The sequence below is a fragment of the Shewanella sp. YLB-07 genome, from assembly GCF_009377275.1.
This window is the reverse complement of sequence record NZ_VOQB01000007.1, coordinates 1-19,046: the sequence shown is the minus strand read 5'-3', so window position 1 is coordinate 19,046 and position 19,046 is coordinate 1. Positions and strand designations below refer to the sequence as shown.

General features: G+C 42.6%; 17 protein-coding genes and 5 tRNA genes. 11 read left to right on the top strand and 11 right to left on the bottom strand.

What is annotated here, in order from left to right; genetic code table 11:
* Window positions 1–11 precede the first annotated feature (11 nt).
* The 6 genes from uraD (at window position 12) to FS373_RS16100 (ending at window position 4,778) form a co-directional block, all read left to right on the top strand.
* On the top strand, window positions 12–512 hold the full coding sequence (gene uraD / locus FS373_RS16125; RefSeq protein ID WP_144046694.1) for a 2-oxo-4-hydroxy-4-carboxy-5-ureidoimidazoline decarboxylase: 501 nt from the start codon (window positions 12–14) through the stop codon (window positions 510–512).
* Complete coding sequence (uraH, locus tag FS373_RS16120; protein WP_152829871.1) at window positions 509–850, top strand: hydroxyisourate hydrolase; 342 nt, start codon at window positions 509–511, stop codon at window positions 848–850. Before uraD ends, uraH begins: the two co-directional genes overlap by 4 nt.
* A 13-nt stretch (window positions 851–863) precedes the next feature.
* Window positions 864–1,382, top strand: coding sequence for an ureidoglycolate lyase (locus tag FS373_RS16115; RefSeq protein ID WP_144046696.1), 519 nt, complete (start codon window positions 864–866; stop codon window positions 1,380–1,382).
* Between the two features lie 81 nt (window positions 1,383–1,463).
* Window positions 1,464–2,774 (top strand): guanine deaminase, encoded by a 1,311-nt coding sequence (guaD, locus tag FS373_RS16110; RefSeq protein WP_152829870.1) that lies wholly within the window; start codon window positions 1,464–1,466, stop codon window positions 2,772–2,774.
* 24 nt (window positions 2,775–2,798) lie between these two features.
* On the top strand, window positions 2,799–3,995 hold the full coding sequence (locus FS373_RS16105; protein WP_144046698.1) for a urate hydroxylase PuuD: 1,197 nt from the start codon (window positions 2,799–2,801) through the stop codon (window positions 3,993–3,995).
* A gap of 156 nt (window positions 3,996–4,151) precedes the next feature.
* Complete coding sequence (locus FS373_RS16100; protein WP_144046699.1) at window positions 4,152–4,778, top strand: TetR/AcrR family transcriptional regulator; 627 nt, start codon at window positions 4,152–4,154, stop codon at window positions 4,776–4,778.
* Here FS373_RS16100 and FS373_RS16095 read toward each other — a convergent pair.
* From FS373_RS16095 to bhcB, 5 genes are all read right to left on the bottom strand, one after another.
* Window positions 4,756–5,718 carry an urea transporter gene (locus tag FS373_RS16095; RefSeq protein ID WP_194165866.1) on the bottom strand — a complete coding sequence of 321 codons (963 nt, stop codon included), beginning with the start codon at window positions 5,716–5,718 and terminating at the stop codon, window positions 4,756–4,758. The two genes, FS373_RS16100 and FS373_RS16095, sit on opposite strands and share 23 nt — an antisense overlap.
* Window positions 5,719–5,744: 26 nt before the next feature.
* Window positions 5,745–6,194 (bottom strand): YtoQ family protein, encoded by a 450-nt coding sequence (locus FS373_RS16090; protein WP_152829979.1) that lies wholly within the window; start codon window positions 6,192–6,194, stop codon window positions 5,745–5,747.
* Window positions 6,195–6,296: 102 nt separating this feature from the next.
* Entirely contained in the window at window positions 6,297–7,295 is a 999-nt protein-coding gene (bhcD, locus tag FS373_RS16085) for an iminosuccinate reductase BhcD (protein ID WP_152829867.1), read from the bottom strand.
* A gap of 282 nt (window positions 7,296–7,577) precedes the next feature.
* Complete coding sequence (gene bhcC / locus FS373_RS16080; RefSeq protein WP_144046669.1) at window positions 7,578–8,726, bottom strand: 3-hydroxy-D-aspartate aldolase BhcC; 1,149 nt, start codon at window positions 8,724–8,726, stop codon at window positions 7,578–7,580.
* A gap of 49 nt (window positions 8,727–8,775) precedes the next feature.
* On the bottom strand, window positions 8,776–9,753 hold the full coding sequence (bhcB, locus tag FS373_RS16075; RefSeq protein ID WP_152829866.1) for a beta-hydroxyaspartate dehydratase BhcB: 978 nt from the start codon (window positions 9,751–9,753) through the stop codon (window positions 8,776–8,778).
* 344 nt (window positions 9,754–10,097) lie between these two features.
* Between bhcB and FS373_RS16070 the strand changes: the two genes are divergently transcribed.
* From FS373_RS16070 to FS373_RS16060, 3 genes are all read left to right on the top strand, one after another.
* The gene (locus FS373_RS16070; RefSeq protein ID WP_152829865.1) at window positions 10,098–10,910 is read left to right on the top strand and encodes an IclR family transcriptional regulator; all 813 of its coding nucleotides are present in this window, start codon (window positions 10,098–10,100) and stop codon (window positions 10,908–10,910) included.
* 135 nt (window positions 10,911–11,045) lie between these two features.
* Complete coding sequence (locus FS373_RS16065; protein WP_144046667.1) at window positions 11,046–11,489, top strand: GlcG/HbpS family heme-binding protein; 444 nt, start codon at window positions 11,046–11,048, stop codon at window positions 11,487–11,489.
* 589 nt (window positions 11,490–12,078) lie between these two features.
* Window positions 12,079–13,515 carry an NCS2 family permease gene (locus tag FS373_RS16060; RefSeq protein WP_144046666.1) on the top strand — a complete coding sequence of 479 codons (1,437 nt, stop codon included), beginning with the start codon at window positions 12,079–12,081 and terminating at the stop codon, window positions 13,513–13,515.
* Between the two features lie 914 nt (window positions 13,516–14,429).
* Here the strand turns inward: FS373_RS16060 and FS373_RS16055 are convergent.
* Window positions 14,430–15,551, bottom strand: coding sequence for a pyridoxal-phosphate-dependent aminotransferase family protein (locus FS373_RS16055; RefSeq protein ID WP_144046665.1), 1,122 nt, complete (start codon window positions 15,549–15,551; stop codon window positions 14,430–14,432).
* Window positions 15,552–15,905: 354 nt separating this feature from the next.
* Between FS373_RS16055 and FS373_RS16050 the strand changes: the two genes are divergently transcribed.
* On the top strand, window positions 15,906–16,700 hold the full coding sequence (locus FS373_RS16050) for an outer membrane protein OmpK (RefSeq protein ID WP_322619515.1): 795 nt from the start codon (window positions 15,906–15,908) through the stop codon (window positions 16,698–16,700).
* Between the two features lie 238 nt (window positions 16,701–16,938).
* The gene (locus FS373_RS16045) at window positions 16,939–18,183 is read left to right on the top strand and encodes a malic enzyme-like NAD(P)-binding protein (protein ID WP_144046664.1); all 1,245 of its coding nucleotides are present in this window, start codon (window positions 16,939–16,941) and stop codon (window positions 18,181–18,183) included.
* Between the two features lie 316 nt (window positions 18,184–18,499).
* Here FS373_RS16045 and FS373_RS16040 read toward each other — a convergent pair.
* From FS373_RS16040 to FS373_RS16020, 5 genes are all read right to left on the bottom strand, one after another.
* Window positions 18,500–18,576, bottom strand: a tRNA-Val gene (locus FS373_RS16040).
* A 20-nt stretch (window positions 18,577–18,596) separates the two neighbouring features.
* Window positions 18,597–18,673 (bottom strand) — tRNA-Met (locus tag FS373_RS16035).
* A 44-nt stretch (window positions 18,674–18,717) separates the two neighbouring features.
* Window positions 18,718–18,794: transfer RNA gene (locus tag FS373_RS16030), tRNA-Met, on the bottom strand.
* Between the two features lie 43 nt (window positions 18,795–18,837).
* Window positions 18,838–18,914: transfer RNA gene (locus FS373_RS16025), tRNA-Met, on the bottom strand.
* A gap of 43 nt (window positions 18,915–18,957) precedes the next feature.
* Window positions 18,958–19,034, bottom strand: a tRNA-Met gene (locus FS373_RS16020).
* Window positions 19,035–19,046 lie beyond the last annotated feature (12 nt).

Sequence of the window (19,046 nt, the reverse complement as noted above, 5' to 3'; positions counted from 1 at the left end):
GTGGAATTAAAATGAATTTAGAACAGTTAAATCGTTTATCCGTTGAAGAAGCTACGCATACTTTTATGCAGTGTTGTACGGCATCTAGCTGGGTTGAGGCAATGGTACTTGCGCGTCCTTTTATTGATGAACAAGCCTTAGCTTACCAAGCCGATCTCGCTTGGGCTGGATCCATAGAAGCTGACTATATCGAGGCCTTTGAAGGTCATCCACAAATCGGTAATGTGGATACCCTTAGGAAAAAGTATGCCAATACTAAAGAGCTAGCCAGTGGTGAACAAAGTTCAGTCAATCATGCGTCTGAGCAAGTGTTACTCGATTTGGCCCAAGGTAATTCTGATTACCTCGACAAGTTTGGATTCATTTTTATTGTTTGTGCCACTGGCAAGAGTGCAGAGCAGATGCTTGCTTTGCTACTTGCACGCTTGCCCAATAATAAAATTACAGAATTAGCCAATGCTGCACAAGAGCAGCGTAAAATCTTCCACCTGAGGTTAAATAAACTAATATGAGCCAAATAACCACTCATGTCCTAGACATCACTCGTGGACTTCCTGCGCGGGAACTGCCCATCACCTTATTTGCTCAAACAGGGGATGCTTGGCAAGAACTTGCCTCGGGTATCACCAATTCCGATGGTCGAATTGCTGGCCTTTTAGCCGATGGCGTCGTACTCGATGCGGGGGTTTATCGTATGCATTTTGAGACTAAATGTTACTTCAATGCCAATAACGAAAAGGGTTTTTACCCTTTTGTTGATATCGTATTCGAACTCGATGGCACAAATAGTCATTACCATATCCCTTTGTTATTAACTGCATTTGGTTATTCAACTTACCGCGGCAGCTAAGGGAGCACTTTTAATGGAAAACAGCATAACTGATAAATTGCGGATTATCACGGCAAAACCCCTAACTCGGGAAGCCTTTAGTGCTTTTGGTGATGTAATTGAAGCCAGCACAGAGGCAAAAAACTTTGCAATTAATGGTGGCCTGACGCATCGCTATCACGACTTGGCCAAGATAGATGTCAATGATAATGATGGTCATACCTTGATCAGTATTTTTCGCTCAAACCCATTAGAGCAGCCCATAGCCATAAAGATGATGGAGCGTCACCCTCATGGGAGTCAGGCATTTATTCCTTTGGGAAACAATCCTTTCTTAGTGGTCGTGGCTCCTGCTGGTGAATTTAATATCAATAATATTGAAGTCTTTATCGCGAGCTCGAGTCAAGGTGTGAATTACCACAAGGGGACCTGGCATCATTTCTGTCTAACATTAAATAGTGAAAGTGATTTTTTGGTGATTGATAGAGGGGGCGAGGGGGATAACTGTGACGCACTGGAGTTAGATGGTTCACTCTTAATAGTGCAAGAGTGAGTATGTGATTTTGCAATGTAATGTATAAATATCGTAATGAGATAATAAGAACTTAAAGATACGATGAGAAGGTGAAGGATAATGATAAAAGTTTATCGGGGAGAGTTACTGCATTTTTTGGCTGACCCCGCCAAAGTTGCCCTACAAGAAAGCTACCAGCATATAGAAGATGGATTGTTAATCATTAAAGATGGCTTGGTAGAACAAGTGGGAGAAGCATCTGAGTTATTACCTCTGTTAGATGATGGTATTGAGGTGATTCATTATGAGAATGGACTCATGATGCCAGGCTTTATCGACACTCATGTGCATTACCCGCAAACTGAGATGATCGCCTCATATGGCGAACAACTACTTGAATGGTTACAAAATTATACCTTCCCGTTTGAGCGTCAATTTTCAGATTTAGAGCACGGTAAAAAAGTCGCTGAGTTTTTCTTAACTCAGCTTCTTGACGCTGGAACGACCACAGCACTCGTATTCGGTACGGTACATAAAGAATCCGTGGAGGCTTTTTTTACTATTGCCCAACAGAAAAAATTACGCATGATCTGTGGCAAGGTATTGATGGATCAAAACTGCCCTGATTATCTGTCAGATACGGCGCAAACTGGTTATGAAGACAGCAAAGCACTGATTGAAAAGTGGCATAAAACAGATAGATTGCAATACGCCATCACGCCAAGGTTCGCACCGACATGCTCAACTGAACAATTAAACAAAGCCGGTCAATTACTGGCAGAAAACCCAAGCGTCTATTTACACACACACATCAGTGAAAACACCAATGAAATTGCGTGGGTGAGTGAACTGTTTCCTGACTCAAAAGGTTACCTCGATGTGTACGACCAAAGTAACTTACTCGGTCGTCGAAGTGTCTTCGCTCACGGCGTGCACTTACATGATCATGAATGTAAGCGATTAGGTGAAACAGAGTCTTCCATTGCATTTTGCCCAAGCTCTAACCTGTTTTTAGGCAGCGGGTTATTTAACCTGAAACAAGCGCAAAAATATGACGTTAATGTAGGTTACGGCACAGATATAGGCGCAGGTACCACATTTTCAATGCTAAGTACCCTGAACGAAGGCTATAAGACACAACAGCTTCGCGCTGAAAAACTCAGCCCATTCCAATCGTTCTACTTAGCCACTCTAGGCGGGGCAAGAGCGTTAGATCTCGAAGGCACCATCGGCAACTTCACTAAAGGTGCAGAAGCTGACTTTATTTTCCTCGATTACCACGCAACCCCGCTTATGGATAGACGTATGCACCATTGCAAAGATCTGTCAGAAAAGCTGTTTACATTAAGCATGTTAGGCGACGAACGTCATGTCAAGGCGACTCATATTATGGGTGAACGAGTACAGACTGCTATTGCTGTAACAACATAAATATTAAAAGAATTGAGGAAGGTTATGGATCCCTATATTAATGAATGGTTAAATTTAATCATTCGATTTGCACATGTCATTACAGGTATTGCCTGGATTGGCGCATCATTTTACTTCGTATGGTTAGATAATCATTTGGAAACACCGCCAAAATGGAAAGAAGATAAAGGTATTGGCGGTGATCTTTGGGCTATTCACGGTGGTGGATTTTACGAGGTGGCTAAATACAAATTGGCACCACCAAAGATGCCAACCACTTTGCATTGGTTTAAATGGGAGGCTTACACTACCTGGTTAACTGGTTTCCTTTTACTGTCGCTCATGTTTTATGTGGGTGCAGATTCCTACTTAATCGACAAACGAGTCGCTGACTTAACCCAATTTCAAGCCATTGGCATAGGCGTGGGGTCAATTGTGCTTGGTGTAGGTAGTTACGAGTTGTTAGTGCGCACTAAATTAAGAGAGCATGGAATAGTTTTAGGTCTTATTTTAATCCTTATTGCCACCGCTTTATCCTACGGTCTAACACATGTGTTTAGTGCTCGTGGCGCATATATGCACATGGGCGCGATCATAGGCACCATTATGGCGGGTAACGTATTTTTTGGCATCATGCCGTCACAACGTGCCTTAGTGAAAGCGGTTGAAGAGGGGACAACACCTGATCCAGCTTATGGATTAAATGCAAAATTACGTTCAACTCATAATACATATACTACGCTACCGATCATTTTTATTATGATCTCAAACCACTATCCGATGACCTACGCCCATAGCGCGAACTGGTTAGTACTCATCGCTATCATTTTAATCACCGCTGCGGTCCGTCAATACTTTGTATTACGTCATTTTGGTAAGCAGAAACCCTTAGTGTTAGTCGGCTCGGTTGTGGCGACGGTTATTCTCGCTTTTGTAATAGCCCCAGCTTCGACTGAGTTGACCGCGGAGCAAAAACAACAAACGGTAAATACCAGCCAAGTACAAAAGATCATTGAACAAAGGTGCAGTAGTTGTCATTCAGTGACACCGACCGACGATGTCTTTACCATTGCACCAGCTGGTATCGTATTTTCCGATGAAGCTAGCATTATACGATTGGCACCTCGTATTCAAGCGCGAGTGGTAGACTCTAAAGATATGCCGTTTATGAATAAGACTCATATGACAGATGAAGAGCGCACGACATTAGCGATCTGGTTGGCAAACACCAGTCGTCAGTAAATTAGAGAGGTCTGCAGACCTCTCTAGTTGTAAAAAATTGACTTTTACTATCTAATGATCGAAAAATCAGTGGCATGGTATAACCATGCCACTGATTTATTATTTACAGTGCTGAAATGGAATGGTGCTGGTTAACTTTTATGACTGGGAGTGTTTGTGGCAAAGTCTAAAGCCTCGGAAGGCAATATTCGGCAAAAGAATAAGGCTGTCATCTTCGATGCAGCAAAGAAAGAGTTTGTCACTTATGGTTTTAAAGGTGCTTCCATTAAGCGCATTGCCGAGCGAGCGAATATTGCACGAGCGAATATCCATTACTACTTTCAAGATAAAACTGACCTATATCAACAGCTGCTCAGCAATATCATAGAAGTGTGGAATAGAGACTACGATACCTTAAGTGTCCATAAAGGACCCAAACAAGCGCTTAGTGCGTATATTCGGGCAAAAGTCATGCATTCTAAGGATGACCCGGATTCTTCAAGAATTTTTGCTAGTGAATTAATTCATGGTGCGCCGGTGTTGAATCAATACCTTTATGGGGACTTTAAAGACTGGTTACAAAGCCAGGTTAGTGTGATCGAGACTTGGATTGAGCAAGGCTTGATGGATAAGGTCAATCCACATCATTTATTGTTCTTAATTTGGAGCTCGACTCAACATTACGCCGACTTTAATGTGCAAGTGGTAGCAGCATTAAATAAAGAAACAATGAGCGATGATGACTTTGAAGATGTGGTGACTTTTCTCACTCAAATAATTCTTAAAGGCTGCGGTATTCACTGAGACGATTTTTTATCCCCATCATACCTATGATCAACCAAGTAGTCAGAACAAAAGGGGCGGTTAACGCTGGCAGGGAAACCACCTCAAAAGCCCTCGTGAGCAGCACAGATAGCATGACTCCCAACACTGCTGGTATTGGTGTGTTTGGATAGCGTGCAGTAAGGGCGAGGGCAACCAGACTCGCGTTGAACCCATAAGCTCCCATCAGCACATTAGACTCAGAAAAGCTCCCCACCCGCGCCGTTAGCATTCCTAATCCTGAGCCGATAACCGCCCATATGGCGGCCTGGTATGAATGAAATAACAGTCCGATAATAAATATGACACCCGATAGCCAATATCCCTGAAACATCACCTGACCTACGCCTCGTGTTAGCGAGTAAAAGTCTGAGCTGGCTTGGGTCGAAAAAGGGGCCACGGATGTGTTTATGCCGGCCATGTCAATCAGGAGTAACACTAACCAAGTTGAGATGATAAAAGGCGTGGTAAATACACTATTTACCGGTATTCGTCTTAGCAAATAATGCATTATGATAGTGGATAGGGCACTTGCACACACAAGAAGTACAAGAGAAAGCTGGCTGAGAGGGAGAAAATAAAACAGCGCTATTCCAACGAGCGCGGCATTGTAACCATAGATGCCATTGCCAATAAGCTCGCTGTCATATCGGCAGAGTTTCGCTATGATTAGGCCTGATAATGTCGCAATAATACCCCCTAACATCATAGTCAAAGAGTTAATGCCAATTCCAATCACAAAGAATAGGCCGGTGACCGCACTTTTTTGTAGCATGATTTGAGAAAAACCATGCAGTAAACGTGGGATAAGGTTAAAAATAGGGGACGTCAAATCTTCTGCCTGTTTTAGATGCTTATACCGATCGGTATTATCGTTAGTGGTATATTCTTCGAATAACTCAGCATGACTCGAGCGTCCCAATTCTAGTCAATGGATTTAACTGATGACTACTTGCAAAGGTACTTCAGACTTGCCACTACTTGATCAACATCGGTTGCCCAGGCATGAGCTGCGGCGTCGACCTCTTTAAGAGGGTGGATGATATCTGTACTGTGTAGCGTGATATAGGGCTTGTTGAGGGCGGCGCAGTAGCCTGCATCGAAGGCTGCATTCCACTGCTTGTATTTATCACCAAAGCGAATAATGGCGATATCGCATGCGGCTATTAATGTTTTCGTTCTTATTGCGTTTACCTTTGCTGATTTATGATCTCGCCAAAAGCCTTGCTTATCACCAGCCAGTCCTTCACCCAGTATATCCCCGGCGCTGTCACTTTCTTCATGATCTGTGATAGCCGAAGAAAACTCGATATTTAAATCGGTATCTTGGCAGCCTTGAATAATCTGATCTCGCCAATCCGTATGAATTTCACCAGAAAGATACACATTTAATTTCATCATTACTTCTACACCTTATTATTATCAACGCAGCAAACTTAAACCAGAAAGTTGAATTTGTAAAAGCCTGTCAGGCAGGCTTTGTGTCATCCCCATGTGAGGTTATAAGTTAAAGTAGGTCGCTAGGCCCTTTGCTTCGGCTAACTCAGATGCTACCGAGGCAACGGCTAAATCTTGTAAACCCACACCTGTGCCATCGAATAAGGTGATTTCATCATCGGACGTTCGGCCTGCTTTAGTACCATTGATGACATCACCAATAGGTATAATGTCAGCTTGGTTAATTAATCCCTCTGCTATCGCGTGTTGGGCTTCACCAATTGTGGTCGATTGCGCTAATTCATCGGTAAAAACTCTTGCTTTAGCGAGTAGATGGGCATCAACTTCTTGCTTGCCTTTGGTGTCTGTGCCCATACAGGCGATATGCGTACCTGGTTTAATCCAACTTTGGTCGATTAATGCTTCAAATGCCGACGTTATGGTGATGATAACGTCAGCTTGAGCGCAAAGTGATTCACGGCTGACAGACTCAAAAGGCAATGATAATTCTTCACATATTACGGCGAGTGCAGTCAGTTTTTCTGGCTCCTTGTTCCATGCAACAACCTTTTCAAAATTGCGCTGCTCAAGAGCTGCCCGTAATTGAAATGTTGATTGGTGTCCTGCACCGACCATTCCTAATACTTTTGCATCTTTACGGGCCAGATGAGCGATTGAGACTGCTGATGACGCCGCTGTTCGTATTGCTGTTAAATAGTTCCCGCCAACCAGGGCTTTGAGCTTTCCAGTATCTGGATCGAATAAAATAACTGTCGATTGATGATTAGTTATTCCTTTGTCGATATTACCTGGCCAATAACCACCTGACTTTAACCCTAACACCATACCGACGCGGTCAAAGCCTGATTTGAATCCATAAAGGGCATCAGCATGACCAATGGCTTCACGGATCACTGGGAAGTTATAGGCTGTGTCCTTAGCCATAGCTGAAAATACGTTTTCTACGGCGGTGAAGGCATCAGCCCTGCCCATGATCTGTTGACATACTGCTTCTGATACTACAGTTACGCCTTTATTATCATTTTGATTTGAATGACTCATTGTTTATTTCCTAGAATAATGGCAATCCCCCTAGATCAATATTAAGGGAGGAAGATGGAAAAGTAAGTTTATTGTTAGTCTCCCGGCTATGTTCGAGGACGACTAAAAAAGCTCCCAAAGGCGAGTTTAAAAGGCTGTAATACTTCGATACTGCCCCTGATAAATACAGGGGCACAGATTTAGTTGGGAACTAATGAAGCGTTAGCAAAAACTCTTTTATCCTCGCTCTCGGGAGAAACGTGAAACTTTTATTGCTTGTTTATAGACTTTTGGTCATCGGGATTAGTAGGCTTTTCCGCGAGCAGACACTGGCCAGAGTGTTTCCACTTTACCGTTACGAACTCCTACGTAGTAATCATGAACATTACAGGTTGGATCGCAGTGCCCTGGCACCAGTCTTAATTTTTCATTAATTTTTAGCGCACCGCTCGGGTCAGAAATTACACCGTGTTCATCTGAACATTTGATGTATTCCACATCATCACGTCCATAGATATAGGGTAAACCACTGTCGACGGATTGTGCTTTAAGTCCAGCATCACAAATTGCCTTATCGGCTTTGGTATGGCTCATCACTGAGGTTAATATGAATAATGAGTTTTCGAATTCTGATATTTTTTGACCTTTTGCATCATGAATACGTTGATAATCAGCATCCATAAATGCATAAGAACCGCACTGTAGCTCATTAAATACGCCAGAATTACCTTCGAAGTAATAGGAACCTGTGCCACCACCACCCACAATGTCACATTCCAAGCCTTCGGCTTTGAGCATATCTACCGTCCGAGCGACCATGGCGCAGGCGATATCGATTTTTTCTTTGCGTTCAAGGAAGTTTTCCATGTGCTGCATCGCGCCTTGATAAGCTTGAATTCCTGCAAATTTTAGCCCTGGGGTTGCGGCAATAGCTTTGGCGATATCAACAACCGGTTGACCTTCGCTGACACCACAACGACCGGCTCCACAGTCAATCTCGACTAAACATTCAATTTCAGTATTGTGCTTTTTAACGGCCGCACCGAGTTCAGCGACATTGTCTATATCATCGACGCAGCAGAGGGTACGAGCCCCTAATTTTGGCAAGCGGGCTAAACGGTCAATTTTAGCCGGATCACGCACCTGGTTTGATACCAAAACATCTTTGATCCCCCCACGAGCAAACACTTCTGCTTCTGACACCTTTTGACAACATACTCCACAGCTATTACCTAAACGCTCTTGTAGTAGGGCAATATCTACAGATTTATGCATCTTGCCATGCACTCGATGGCGAACTCCCATCTCTTTAGCAAACTGGCCCATTTTACGAATATTGCGCTCTAGCGCATCTAGATCGACCACCAAGCAGGGGGTTTGAATATCGGCTTCTGCCATCCCCGGTAATGCCGGAACGTCATAACCCACTTCTAAATTGTTTGTTGTTGTCATGTTAATCTCCATCTATTAATAGTTATTAGTTAACCAACGCGGATCGGCCTTATTTATCCATCCAGGGAAGCTTGTCTAAATCAACATTTCCGCCGGTAATAATGATCCCAACTCGCTTGCCTCTAAATACCTCAGGGTTCTTCAAAATCGTCGCCAGAGTCACTGCGCTGCTAGGCTCTATAACCAGTTTCATGCGCATCCAAATCAGTTTCATCGCTGCTACTATCTCTTCTTCGGTAGCGGTTAAAATATCGGTTACATGGTTTTTTACGAAGTGCCAAGTCAGATCTTTTAAGGGCACTTTAAGGCCATCGGCAACGGTATTGGGGGCATCATCGGCGATGATGTATCCGGCTTTTAATGAACGCGCGGCATCATCTGCATTGAGGGGCTCTGCCGCATAAACGTTAATTTCTGGGGCAATTGTCGATAAGGTGAGACATGTGCCTGATATCATGCCTCCGCCACCAATTGGGGCAATCACAATATCTAAATTATCAACCTGACTAACCAGCTCTTTAGAGCAGGTTGCTTGACCTGCGATAACTCGTGGATCGTTATAAGGATGAACAAAATCAGCACCAGACTGTGCCACAACTTCGCTAAACACCGCTTCACGAGAGCTGGTGGATGGCTCACATTCGACTATGGTACCGCCATAACCTATCACGGCATCTTTCTTTGCTTGGGGAGCCGTTCTTGGCATCACTACAGTAACGTCAATCCCACGTTGTCCCGCGGCGTATGCCAAAGACAGTGCATGATTTCCCGAAGAGTGGGTGGCGACACCGATTTTTGCTTCTTCGTCGGTTAAGCCAAATACTGCATTACAGGCTCCGCGTACTTTAAATGCGGCTGCTTTTTGTAAGTTTTCGCATTTAAAAAATAACTCTGCACCTGTTAATTCATTCAAGAAACGAGAAGTTAATACTGGTGTTTCATGAATGTAAGGTTTAATGCGTTCATGAGCTACAAGCACATCATCATAGGTTGGAATGTACATAGTCGATTCGGTTGCACTATTCATATTTTCCTCTCAATACTCATCCTGCTCGTTGCGTATAGATAAACATCGATTCACCAGGGTGGGCGGCGATTCTTAATCGATGCAAGTTATTACTTTGAGTTAATAAATTTCAATTTCACTTTATGGAAGCTACTAATTTCACGCAATCGGTTTAAATTTCGTATAGTGGAATCTTTGAAGCGTCACCACTAGGTGATCAAGTTATCAGCTTGAAAATATAGGTATTTTTCTTTGTGGGGGAATAAGAAATTCCAGTGCTTTCATAATGTGGAATTAATTTGCATCAATTTGGAATTCGTTTTATTGTAGTTTTAACTACATTATTCAAAATAAGCGTTGTGATTATGAGCAGTAATAATCTTGAAAAAACTAAAACTAAAACTAAAACTAAAACTAAAACTCGAATTCAAGTGATTGATAGGGCTGCTATGTTGCTAGATGCAATATCACGCTACTCCATGCCAGTCACACTTAAAGCCTTGAGTGCCGATACCAACTTAGCGCCGTCTACGGCCTTTCGCATACTGCATTCGTTAATCGATAATCGCTTTGTTGAAAGAGACGGTACGGGGAAATATCTATTAAGTGGCAGGCTATTAAGGCTGAGTAATTACCCAAATACAAATGTCGACTTTCGTAAAATTGCCATACCCTATATGGAAAAACTAAGGGATAACTTTGGCGAAACCATCAACCTCACGACACGTGAGGGTGATGTGGTTATTTACATTGAAAAAGCGATTCCAAATAGGATGATGCATGTGCAACAGATTATTGGTAGTCGTGCTCCATTGCATGTTACTGGGGTGGGTAAAATGATGTTGGGTATGGCTGGTAAGGAAGGGATTAAAGGCTACGTTCAACGGACTAATTTACCTACCTATACACGTAAGACATTTTCGTCATTCGATACTCTGATGGATGAATGTATGGCATGTGTCGAGCAAGGTTATGCTTTCGATAATGAAGAAGCAGAGATGGGTGTCGGCTGTATCGGTGTCTTGTTGCATGACAGATATGGTGAAGTGGTCGCTGGTTTGTCTGTGTCTGCTCCCATCGAGCGGCGAAAGGATGAATGGGTACATGATTTAATTGTGGCAGGTAAGGCGTTATCTGCAGAGTTGGGTTATGTCGAAGAATCCGTTTCACCGGGGTAAGCATATAAGCGTAACAAGCCAGCCCTTATATCAATGAGTATCAGATTAGCTAGTCACAGTTGAGATGATACGTGGGATCTTTAATGATGTAGTAAAGGCGCTTGGGCATTATTTTTAAGTTGATGAGGATAAGAGATGTTAACCCTAAATAGATTAAATCAAGCGGAAGCAAAACTGATCATTGAAGGTGCTGTAGATAAAGCAAAGTCATTGGGGGTACCTATGTGCATTTCTGTTGTCGATGAGTCCGGAAGTTTAATCGCCTTTGAGCGTATGGATGGCGGTAAAATACACAGTATAATTCTTTCTCAAGATAAGGCATTCACAGCAGCATCGGCTCGTAAGGCGACCCATGAAGTCAATCAAGCCTGTGTCCCTGGGCATGACAATCAACTGTTTGGTATTCATACGGCCCTAGGAGGTCGTTTTTGTATCGTAGGAGGAGGCTTACCTATTACATTTGATGGCAAGGTGATCGGTGGGATAGGAGTAAGTTCAGGTGCCCCTAGGCAAGACTTAGATTGTGCTCAAGCTGGAGTCGATACTTTTAATCAATTTTCTTCTCAAGCGGATAGCTAATCACTTACTTAGTAACGCTAATGATATTCAAGCTAATTTGTCTGATGATGTTATTACCCCTACCATCGCCCGGTGGTAGATATTTACTATTCATAGCCCAAAACACCAATATCACCTTTCAAGGTAAGCGTAATGCTGGCTAAATCTCAACGTTTGACTGAGCTGCGTGCGTAATTTATTCCCAGCTGCTTGCTCTACTCAGCTTGTCTATGGCGAAAAGCCATTTTTTACACGGTCTATCAATCACCTAGCGAGTACTGCATACGAGGCAAGATAGACTGGATAATGCCCCGATAATGGTTTTTTAAGCTTCATCTGCTGTCTGTAATGCTCCCACACCTTGGGGGTGTTTTTTACTTTCTATAGTGTTTCCACATTGTGAAATTCAAAGTGTGTCTTTATTGTTAACTTTGGTTTTTTTTTATGTTCTATTGGTTTAGCTACAAAGAAATAGGGTCTAACACAGCCTCTTTCTAGTCATTAGCCACTGCTGGTGTTAGCTATTGGATACTTAGTTCAGCAAAAAGCAGGTCAAATATTAAATAGTAAAAAATGACCTTATATATCAATCAACAAGAGTACTGTAGTTATGGAACAGGTTAGTAAAACGTACGATAAACAAGATAGTGCTGGTGGGATCTTAGAGCGTATATTCAAGCTTTCTGCGCATAATACCACGGTAAAAACTGAGCTTTTGGCGGGGCTTACCACCTTCGTTACAATGTCTTACATCATGTTTTTAAATCCTATTATCATGTCTAAAACAGGTATGCCCTTCGATGGACTGTTCCTTGCGACTTGCCTAGGTGCGGCTATTGCAACGATTCTTATGGGGTTTTATGCAAACTGGCCAGTGGGCCTCGCTCCTGGGATGGGACTCAATGCTTTCTTCACTTTCACTGTGGTGGGCTCCTTGGGGTATACCTGGGAAATTGCATTAGGCGCCGTTTTTCTCTCAGGTGTCATGTTTGTATTGATGAGTGTCACGCGTCTCAGGGAATGGATGTTAGACAGTATCCCTATGAGTCTGAGACTCGCTATGACAGCCGGTGTGGGGCTTTTTCTTGGCTTCATCGGTTTGCGCTTCACTGGCATCGTCGTTGCAGACGCTGATAACATAGTCGCGCTTGCTGACATGACCCATTTCGGTTTCGGCCAGTTTGGCCCTGAAGCACCGGCTTTAGGTTTCTTTAGTTTCTTATTGATAGCAGTGCTTAGCTACCGTAACGTTTTTGGTGCTATTTTAATTGGTATTGCGACAACGACATTTATTGCTTTTGCCATGACCTGGGTTTTACCCACCGACTTCTTTGTGGTTTCAGAAGCGGCTAAGTCTTTCGCTCCTGCTTCTGGTTTTGTTAGTTACACAGGTTTGATGGCCGTACCTGAGTTCTCTTCTCTTGAACCTATTTTGTGGAAGGCTGACATTGCTGGCGCGTTTCAAGTCGCATTAATTCCTGTCATTGTGACTTTCCTGTTTGTTAATATTTTCGATACTGCAGGTACCTTGATGGGGGTTGCCGAACGTGCAAACCTGCAAGATGAAAATGGTAAAATTGAAGGGCTAAGCAAATCGTTAAAAGCTGACTCTATCGCATCTGTCATTGGTACTGGTTTTGGCTGTCCACCAGTCACTTCTTATGTTGAATCTGCTGCGGGTGTTGCCGTTGGCGGGCGTACGGGTCTAACGGCTGTTGCTATTGGTTTGTTATTTGCTGCGGGAGTGTTTTTTCTCCCCCTTGCGCAGATGCTACCAGGTTTCGCGGTTGATGGTGCACTCATCTACGTTGCTATGTTAATGATGAGTTCTCTTAAAGGACTAGACTGGGATGATCTAACTGAATACGCGCCAGCTGTTTGTACGACTATCATGATGACGTTAACTTTCTCTATCGCTAACGGTATCGCTTTTGGCTTTATCACTTACACTGTCCTGAAACTCGGTGCCGGTAAGTCAAATCAAGTCTCTAAGGGGGTTTGGGCGCTTACCTTGCTCTTCGTTGCTAAGTTTATCTTCTTACCTTAATTAAATCGTTTCATTCAGATACAAGAAAACCCTTCTTCGGAAGGGTTTTCTTGTATCTGGGCCTTGCTCATTTGTGTTATTTGAACTTTAAGAGACTCGAGGCTGAGCTAAGTTGATCAATACAGCTGGAGTAGTGTTTTTCAATGAGATAAAAGTGAATAGGTCATTAATTCTCTTTATCAATGAGGGTCTATAATCAGGCTATCCAACGCGTGAAGAGCATACTGTTTGAATCCTACTCGTCGTAAGCTGCTTAATTAGTCTCAGCAGTGCAACATCTCTCCTTGCTGTAGTTTGTCTGACTGCCAACTTTTATGCTGAGCCACACTGAAAGAGCTCACTTATCCTTCACTTACCTACTTTGAATCGGACTGCTTAGAATAACGCTGATCAGAGCATATCTTTGCCAGGTGGCTTAAGGTATTGGCTATTATCCGAGTTATCTAAAAATATTGAGTAGCTGAACTGATGAGAAATAAGTAAGGAGAGGGGAGAGCTGACTTGTTAATATTACTGTCATTAAACTTGGTGAGTGAGATGTATTATATTTAATTATTACTTGATGACTAAGAGGTGGTTTTAACGTGAGGGTTATATTTTGTTTTTATATAATTGTTTGAATTTTTATTTCAACTGTTTTGTATTTATAACTCACTTCTTTGAGACCTCTAAACTTGTGGGTTTAAATAATGGTTGTTTAATCATTTTGTCAGGTTTTTAATAAGTTTACTCTGATTGTCTATATATAAAGTAATACTGTTTTTAGATTTTGTAATTAAAAAAACAGACAGGACTTCATGTGAAGTCTTGCCTGTTTCTAGATTAAAGCCTGAGATTACGCCCCAAATTATACCATGATGCGAGTGTTAACTCGTTTTTGGTTCTGTATGGTGGAAATTATAGCGGGTGTTTCCTTACTGGTTCAACGCATCTTCCAGGGCAGTTAAGCATAGTGCAACGTTCTCACTTCTAGCGGCATAACCCATGATTCCGATGCGCCAAGCTTTACCTGCAAAGTCACCTAAGCCTGCGCCAATTTCGAGGTTATAGTGGTTCAGTAGGTAGTCTCTTACCTTCACATCATCAGCACCCTTTGGGATGTAGATAGCATTTAGCTGGGGGAGGCGCTCTTCTTCTGGGACTATAAATTCTATTCCCAGTTTCTTTAGACCCTTAGCGAGCGTTTCATGTTGAGTTTGATGACGTGCCCAGCGATTTTCAATGCCTTCATTTTGCAATTGAATCAATGATTCATGCAGACCATATAATGAATTTACAGGGGCTGTGTGGTGATAGCTTCGCTTACCCTTACCAGACCAATAGCCCATCACAAGTGATTGATCTAAAAACCAACTTTGAATTTGTGTCTTACGCTCTTTGATCACATTCACCGCTTTTTCACTGAATGAGATAGGGGATAAGCCAGGGACACAAGATAAACATTTTTGTGAGCCGGAATAAATAGCATCTATACCCCATTCATCAACTCTAAGCTCGATACCGCCTAGGGATGTTACTGCATCAACAATGGATAAGCAGTTGTGCTCTTGTGCCAAGGCACATAAGGCCTTGGCATCAGATACAGCTCCTGTAGAGGTTTCAGCATGAACAAAGGCTAAAAATTTAGCATCTGGGTTGGCTATTAATGCTTGCTCTACCTTATCGACTTCTACAGCTCGTCCCCAAGGAGAGTCGACCACTATAGCTTCTGCGCCGATTCTGGTGACATTTTGGATCATACGATCACCAAACACACCGTTACGGCAGACTATGACCTTATCACCCGCTTCAACTAAGTTAACAAAACAAGCTTCCATGCCTGCAGAGCCTGGAGCTGACAGGGCAATAGTAAATTCATTTTTGGTTTGAAAAGCATACTGAAGTAAGGTTTTTACTTCATCCATCATGCCAACAAACAGTGGGTCTAAATGACCAATTACTGGCCTCGATAGTGAAGCGAGAACTTCAGGGCTAATGTCTGAGGGACCAGGGCCCATTAAGATCCTACGTGGAGGGATAAATGATTGAAAATTCATTTTTATACGCCTTTATTAGATTATTTAATTATTTGATAACAAAACCTGACATGAACGTCAAGTTTTAAGGTCTACTGCTTTTTTGTAAAATAAGTAAACAAGATAACCCATAAAAAATTTAAGTTGACATGGGTGTCAATATTTGTAACTTTAAATTTGATTTAACTTGGCATTAACAGAGAGCTTCACCTTATGTAAATCATTTAATCTGACCAGACGTTAATAACTTCGTTTAACTTCGCAGTGGTTTTTTATAAATGTCATGCCTCATGAAAATATTAATAATATAACTTTAAAAAAGGGTAAATGATGAATACCAATAAAATCCACAATATTATTGCTACCGGAGTTGTTGTGTCATCAGCACTAATCTCAACGAGTGCTTCGGCAGAACTCTGGAGCAATACAGAAGTACAATTACAAGCTTTTGGCGAATTAGAGCGAGTGGGTACAGGAGGGACCGCCGATACTACCATTATTACTTTTCAGCACGCTGGAGGCTGGGAATACGGAGATAACTTTTTCTTCGTGGACTACAGTCGCTACAAGGTAAATAACAATGCTAACTTTCCTGTCGATGATAGCAGTGAATTTTATGGCGAGTGGTATTCAAACTTTAGTTTAGGGGCCATTACCGGTAATGACCTCTCTTTTGGTCCAGTAAAAGACATAGGACTAGTGGCTGGTTTTAACTTTGCCCCTGAAGTTGACAGTATGTGGGTATTGCCTGGGGTTAGGTTTTCATTAGATTTGCCAGGCTTTGCTTTTGCGCAAATAGATGTCACAGGTTACATGCATCAAGGTGGTGGTAGCGCCTCCTCTCCTGTTTTTACCGTCGTTGATGAAGACTCAAGCTTTATGGTTGATTTCGCATGGGCATATCCTTTCAAACTAGGTTCAACAAGTTGGAGCATAGAAGGGCACTTAGAATACATCGATGGTCGTCAGCAAACCAGTAGCTTTGGCACTACAGATCTGGAATATTGGATTTTATTCCAGCCGCAGCTTCGATTAGATTTAGGTGAAGTTTTAGGTACCAAAGCAAACCAGCTGTTTGTTGGTATTGAGTACCAATATTGGAAAAACAAGTTAGGTGAGAAAGGTACCGATGATAATACTGCGCAATTTTTAGCCGTATGGCGATTCTAACTAATCAGTCTATAGGCTTTAGCACTGTAGAATGGCGCTAGAGCAAGTTCGTTGTATCACAACTTGGGTTCTGATTATAAAACGATCATAAATTCAGATGGTTAGAAAACAGTGGTCTGCCACTGTTTGCTAACCATCGATATGGGCAATGATGATTTCAGTAAAAATAAACTCAATTACCTCTAAATGCATTGTTAGCTGAATTTCATCCACACATTTATATACTTAAAGGTTACTTATGAGCGATTTAAAACAACGTGCGTTAGATTATCATGCCCTTCCGACTCCAGGGAAAATAGCTATTGAAATAACCACTAAGGCCGAAACTAGCGAAGACTTATCGTTAGCCTATAGCCCAGGTGTTGCTGAACCATGTCGGGAAATAGCCGATAATATTGAAAATGTGTACAAGTACACAGGCAAGGGAAATACTGTAGCAGTCATTTCGAATGGTAGTGCTGTTTTAGGATTAGGTAACTTAGGGCCTATGGCTTCAAAGCCTGTGATGGAAGGTAAGGCGCTATTGTTTAAACGTTTTGCTAATATTGATTCTTTCGATATAGAAGTGACCCATGAGACTCCTGAGGAGTTCATTAACACAGTTGCAAGTATTGCTGACACCTTTGGTGGTATCAATCTCGAGGACATCAAAGCCCCTGATTGTTTCATCATTGAGAAAGCTTTACAGGAGCGCTGTAGCATCCCGGTGTTTCATGATGATCAACACGGAACGGCCATCGTGACATCGGCAGCATTGCTCAATGCGTTAGAGATTCAAGATAAAGATATTGCTCACGTTGTGATTGTTTGTTTAGGTGCAGGGGCTGCGGCAATTGCCTGCATGGAGTTGCTGATTCAATGTGGTGCTAAGCGTGAAAAAATTTATATGTTGGATACCAAAGGGGTTGTTCATTCTCAAAGGACAGATCTCAATGAGTACAAGACTCGGTTTGCTAATAATACGGATAAACGCACTCTTGATGATGTCATCGATGAAGCCGACGTATTTATAGGCGTGTCAGGGCCTAATCTACTCTCTAAAGAAAAGTTATTAAAAATGGCCGAAAGGCCCATTGTATTTGCGTGTTCAAATCCCGATCCAGAAATAAAACCTGAGCTTGCCCATTCAGTCAGGGACGATCTTATTATGGCTACCGGTCGCTCTGATTATCCCAACCAAGTGAATAACGTATTGTGCTTTCCATTTATCTTCAGAGGGGCGTTGGACGTTAGGGCTCGAGAAATAAACCAAGAGATGAAAATCGCTGCGGTGCACGCAATACGCGCTTTAGCGAAAGAACCAGTACCTGAAAGTGTTCTTAAGGCCAGTGGCGAAAGTGCTTTAACCTTCAGCCGTGATTACATCATTCCACGTCCAATGGATCCCAGATTGTGTAACAAAGTCGCTAAAGCCGTCGCGCAAGCTGCTATAGACTCAGGGGTGGCGTCTCTGCCGATGCCAGAGCATTATAATGATTGGTAGCATGTAGTCGTTTAATGTACATGAAAAAGCTTTATCTTTATAGGTGGAGCTTTTTTTATGCTTATTATTTGCTGGAGGCTCATCGTTTAGGCCCCCAAAAAACAGTTTTCGCCGGCTGTATCTCTTTCTGGATAGTGACTCAAGGGAGCTGGATTACTTGTATAAGGGTAGGGCAATGACTTTGTTACTTCGAGTCGGACAAGGGAAAGAGTTTTAAGGAGTTGAATTCGAACTATTTTATGTCGTTTGATCTTGTGTGAGGATGGTTTAAATACTAGGTGAGTAAATAAGTGCTTTGTTATGGTTGACTAAAGAATGGTACAACCGAGTGGATTCGAACCACCGACCCCTACCATGTCAAGGTAGTGCTCTAACCAACTGAGCTACGGTTGTATTATGTCTTTTTAAAGAATTGGTTGCGGGAGCTGGATTTGAACCAACGACCTTCGGGTTATGAGCCCGACGAGCTACCATACTGCTCCATCCCGCGTCCGATAAACGCCATAAGTTATTTTAATTCTACTTATAAAGAATTGGTTGCGGGAGCTGGATTTGAACCAACGACCTTCGGGTTATGAGCCCGACGAGCTACCATACTGCTCCATCCCGCGTCCGGTGAACGCATAAGTTATTTTAATTCTACTTATAAAGAATTGGTTGCGGGAGCTGGATTTGAACCAACGACCTTCGGGTTATGAGCCCGACGAGCTACCATACTGCTCCATCCCGCGTCCGGTGAACGCATAAGTTATTTTAATTCTACTTATAAAGAATTGGTTGCGGGAGCTGGATTTGAACCAACGACCTTCGGGTTATGAGCCCGACGAGCTACCATACTGCTCCATCCCGCGTCCGATAAACGC

Bases quoted from the DNA above. Each gene is read 5' to 3' on its own strand.
- bhcD (WP_152829867.1), bottom strand. From the start codon at position 7,295: ATGAGTCATTCAAATCAAAATGATAATAAAGGCGTAACTGTAGTATCA.
- bhcC (WP_144046669.1), bottom strand. From the start codon at position 8,726: ATGACAACAACAAACAATTTAGAAGTGGGTTATGACGTTCCGGCATTA.
- FS373_RS16115 (WP_144046696.1), top strand. From the start codon at position 864: ATGGAAAACAGCATAACTGATAAATTGCGGATTATCACGGCAAAACCC.
- FS373_RS16090 (WP_152829979.1), bottom strand. From the start codon at position 6,194: ATGAAATTAAATGTGTATCTTTCTGGTGAAATTCATACGGATTGGCGA.
- guaD (WP_152829870.1), top strand. From the start codon at position 1,464: ATGATAAAAGTTTATCGGGGAGAGTTACTGCATTTTTTGGCTGACCCC.
- uraH (WP_152829871.1), top strand. From the start codon at position 509: ATGAGCCAAATAACCACTCATGTCCTAGACATCACTCGTGGACTTCCT.
- bhcB (WP_152829866.1), bottom strand. From the start codon at position 9,753: ATGAATAGTGCAACCGAATCGACTATGTACATTCCAACCTATGATGAT.
- FS373_RS16045 (WP_144046664.1), top strand. From the start codon at position 16,939: ATGAGCGATTTAAAACAACGTGCGTTAGATTATCATGCCCTTCCGACT.
- FS373_RS16055 (WP_144046665.1), bottom strand. From the start codon at position 15,551: ATGAATTTTCAATCATTTATCCCTCCACGTAGGATCTTAATGGGCCCT.
- FS373_RS16105 (WP_144046698.1), top strand. From the start codon at position 2,799: ATGGATCCCTATATTAATGAATGGTTAAATTTAATCATTCGATTTGCA.
- FS373_RS16070 (WP_152829865.1), top strand. From the start codon at position 10,098: ATGAGCAGTAATAATCTTGAAAAAACTAAAACTAAAACTAAAACTAAA.
- uraD (WP_144046694.1), top strand. From the start codon at position 12: ATGAATTTAGAACAGTTAAATCGTTTATCCGTTGAAGAAGCTACGCAT.
- FS373_RS16060 (WP_144046666.1), top strand. From the start codon at position 12,079: ATGGAACAGGTTAGTAAAACGTACGATAAACAAGATAGTGCTGGTGGG.
- FS373_RS16065 (WP_144046667.1), top strand. From the start codon at position 11,046: ATGTTAACCCTAAATAGATTAAATCAAGCGGAAGCAAAACTGATCATT.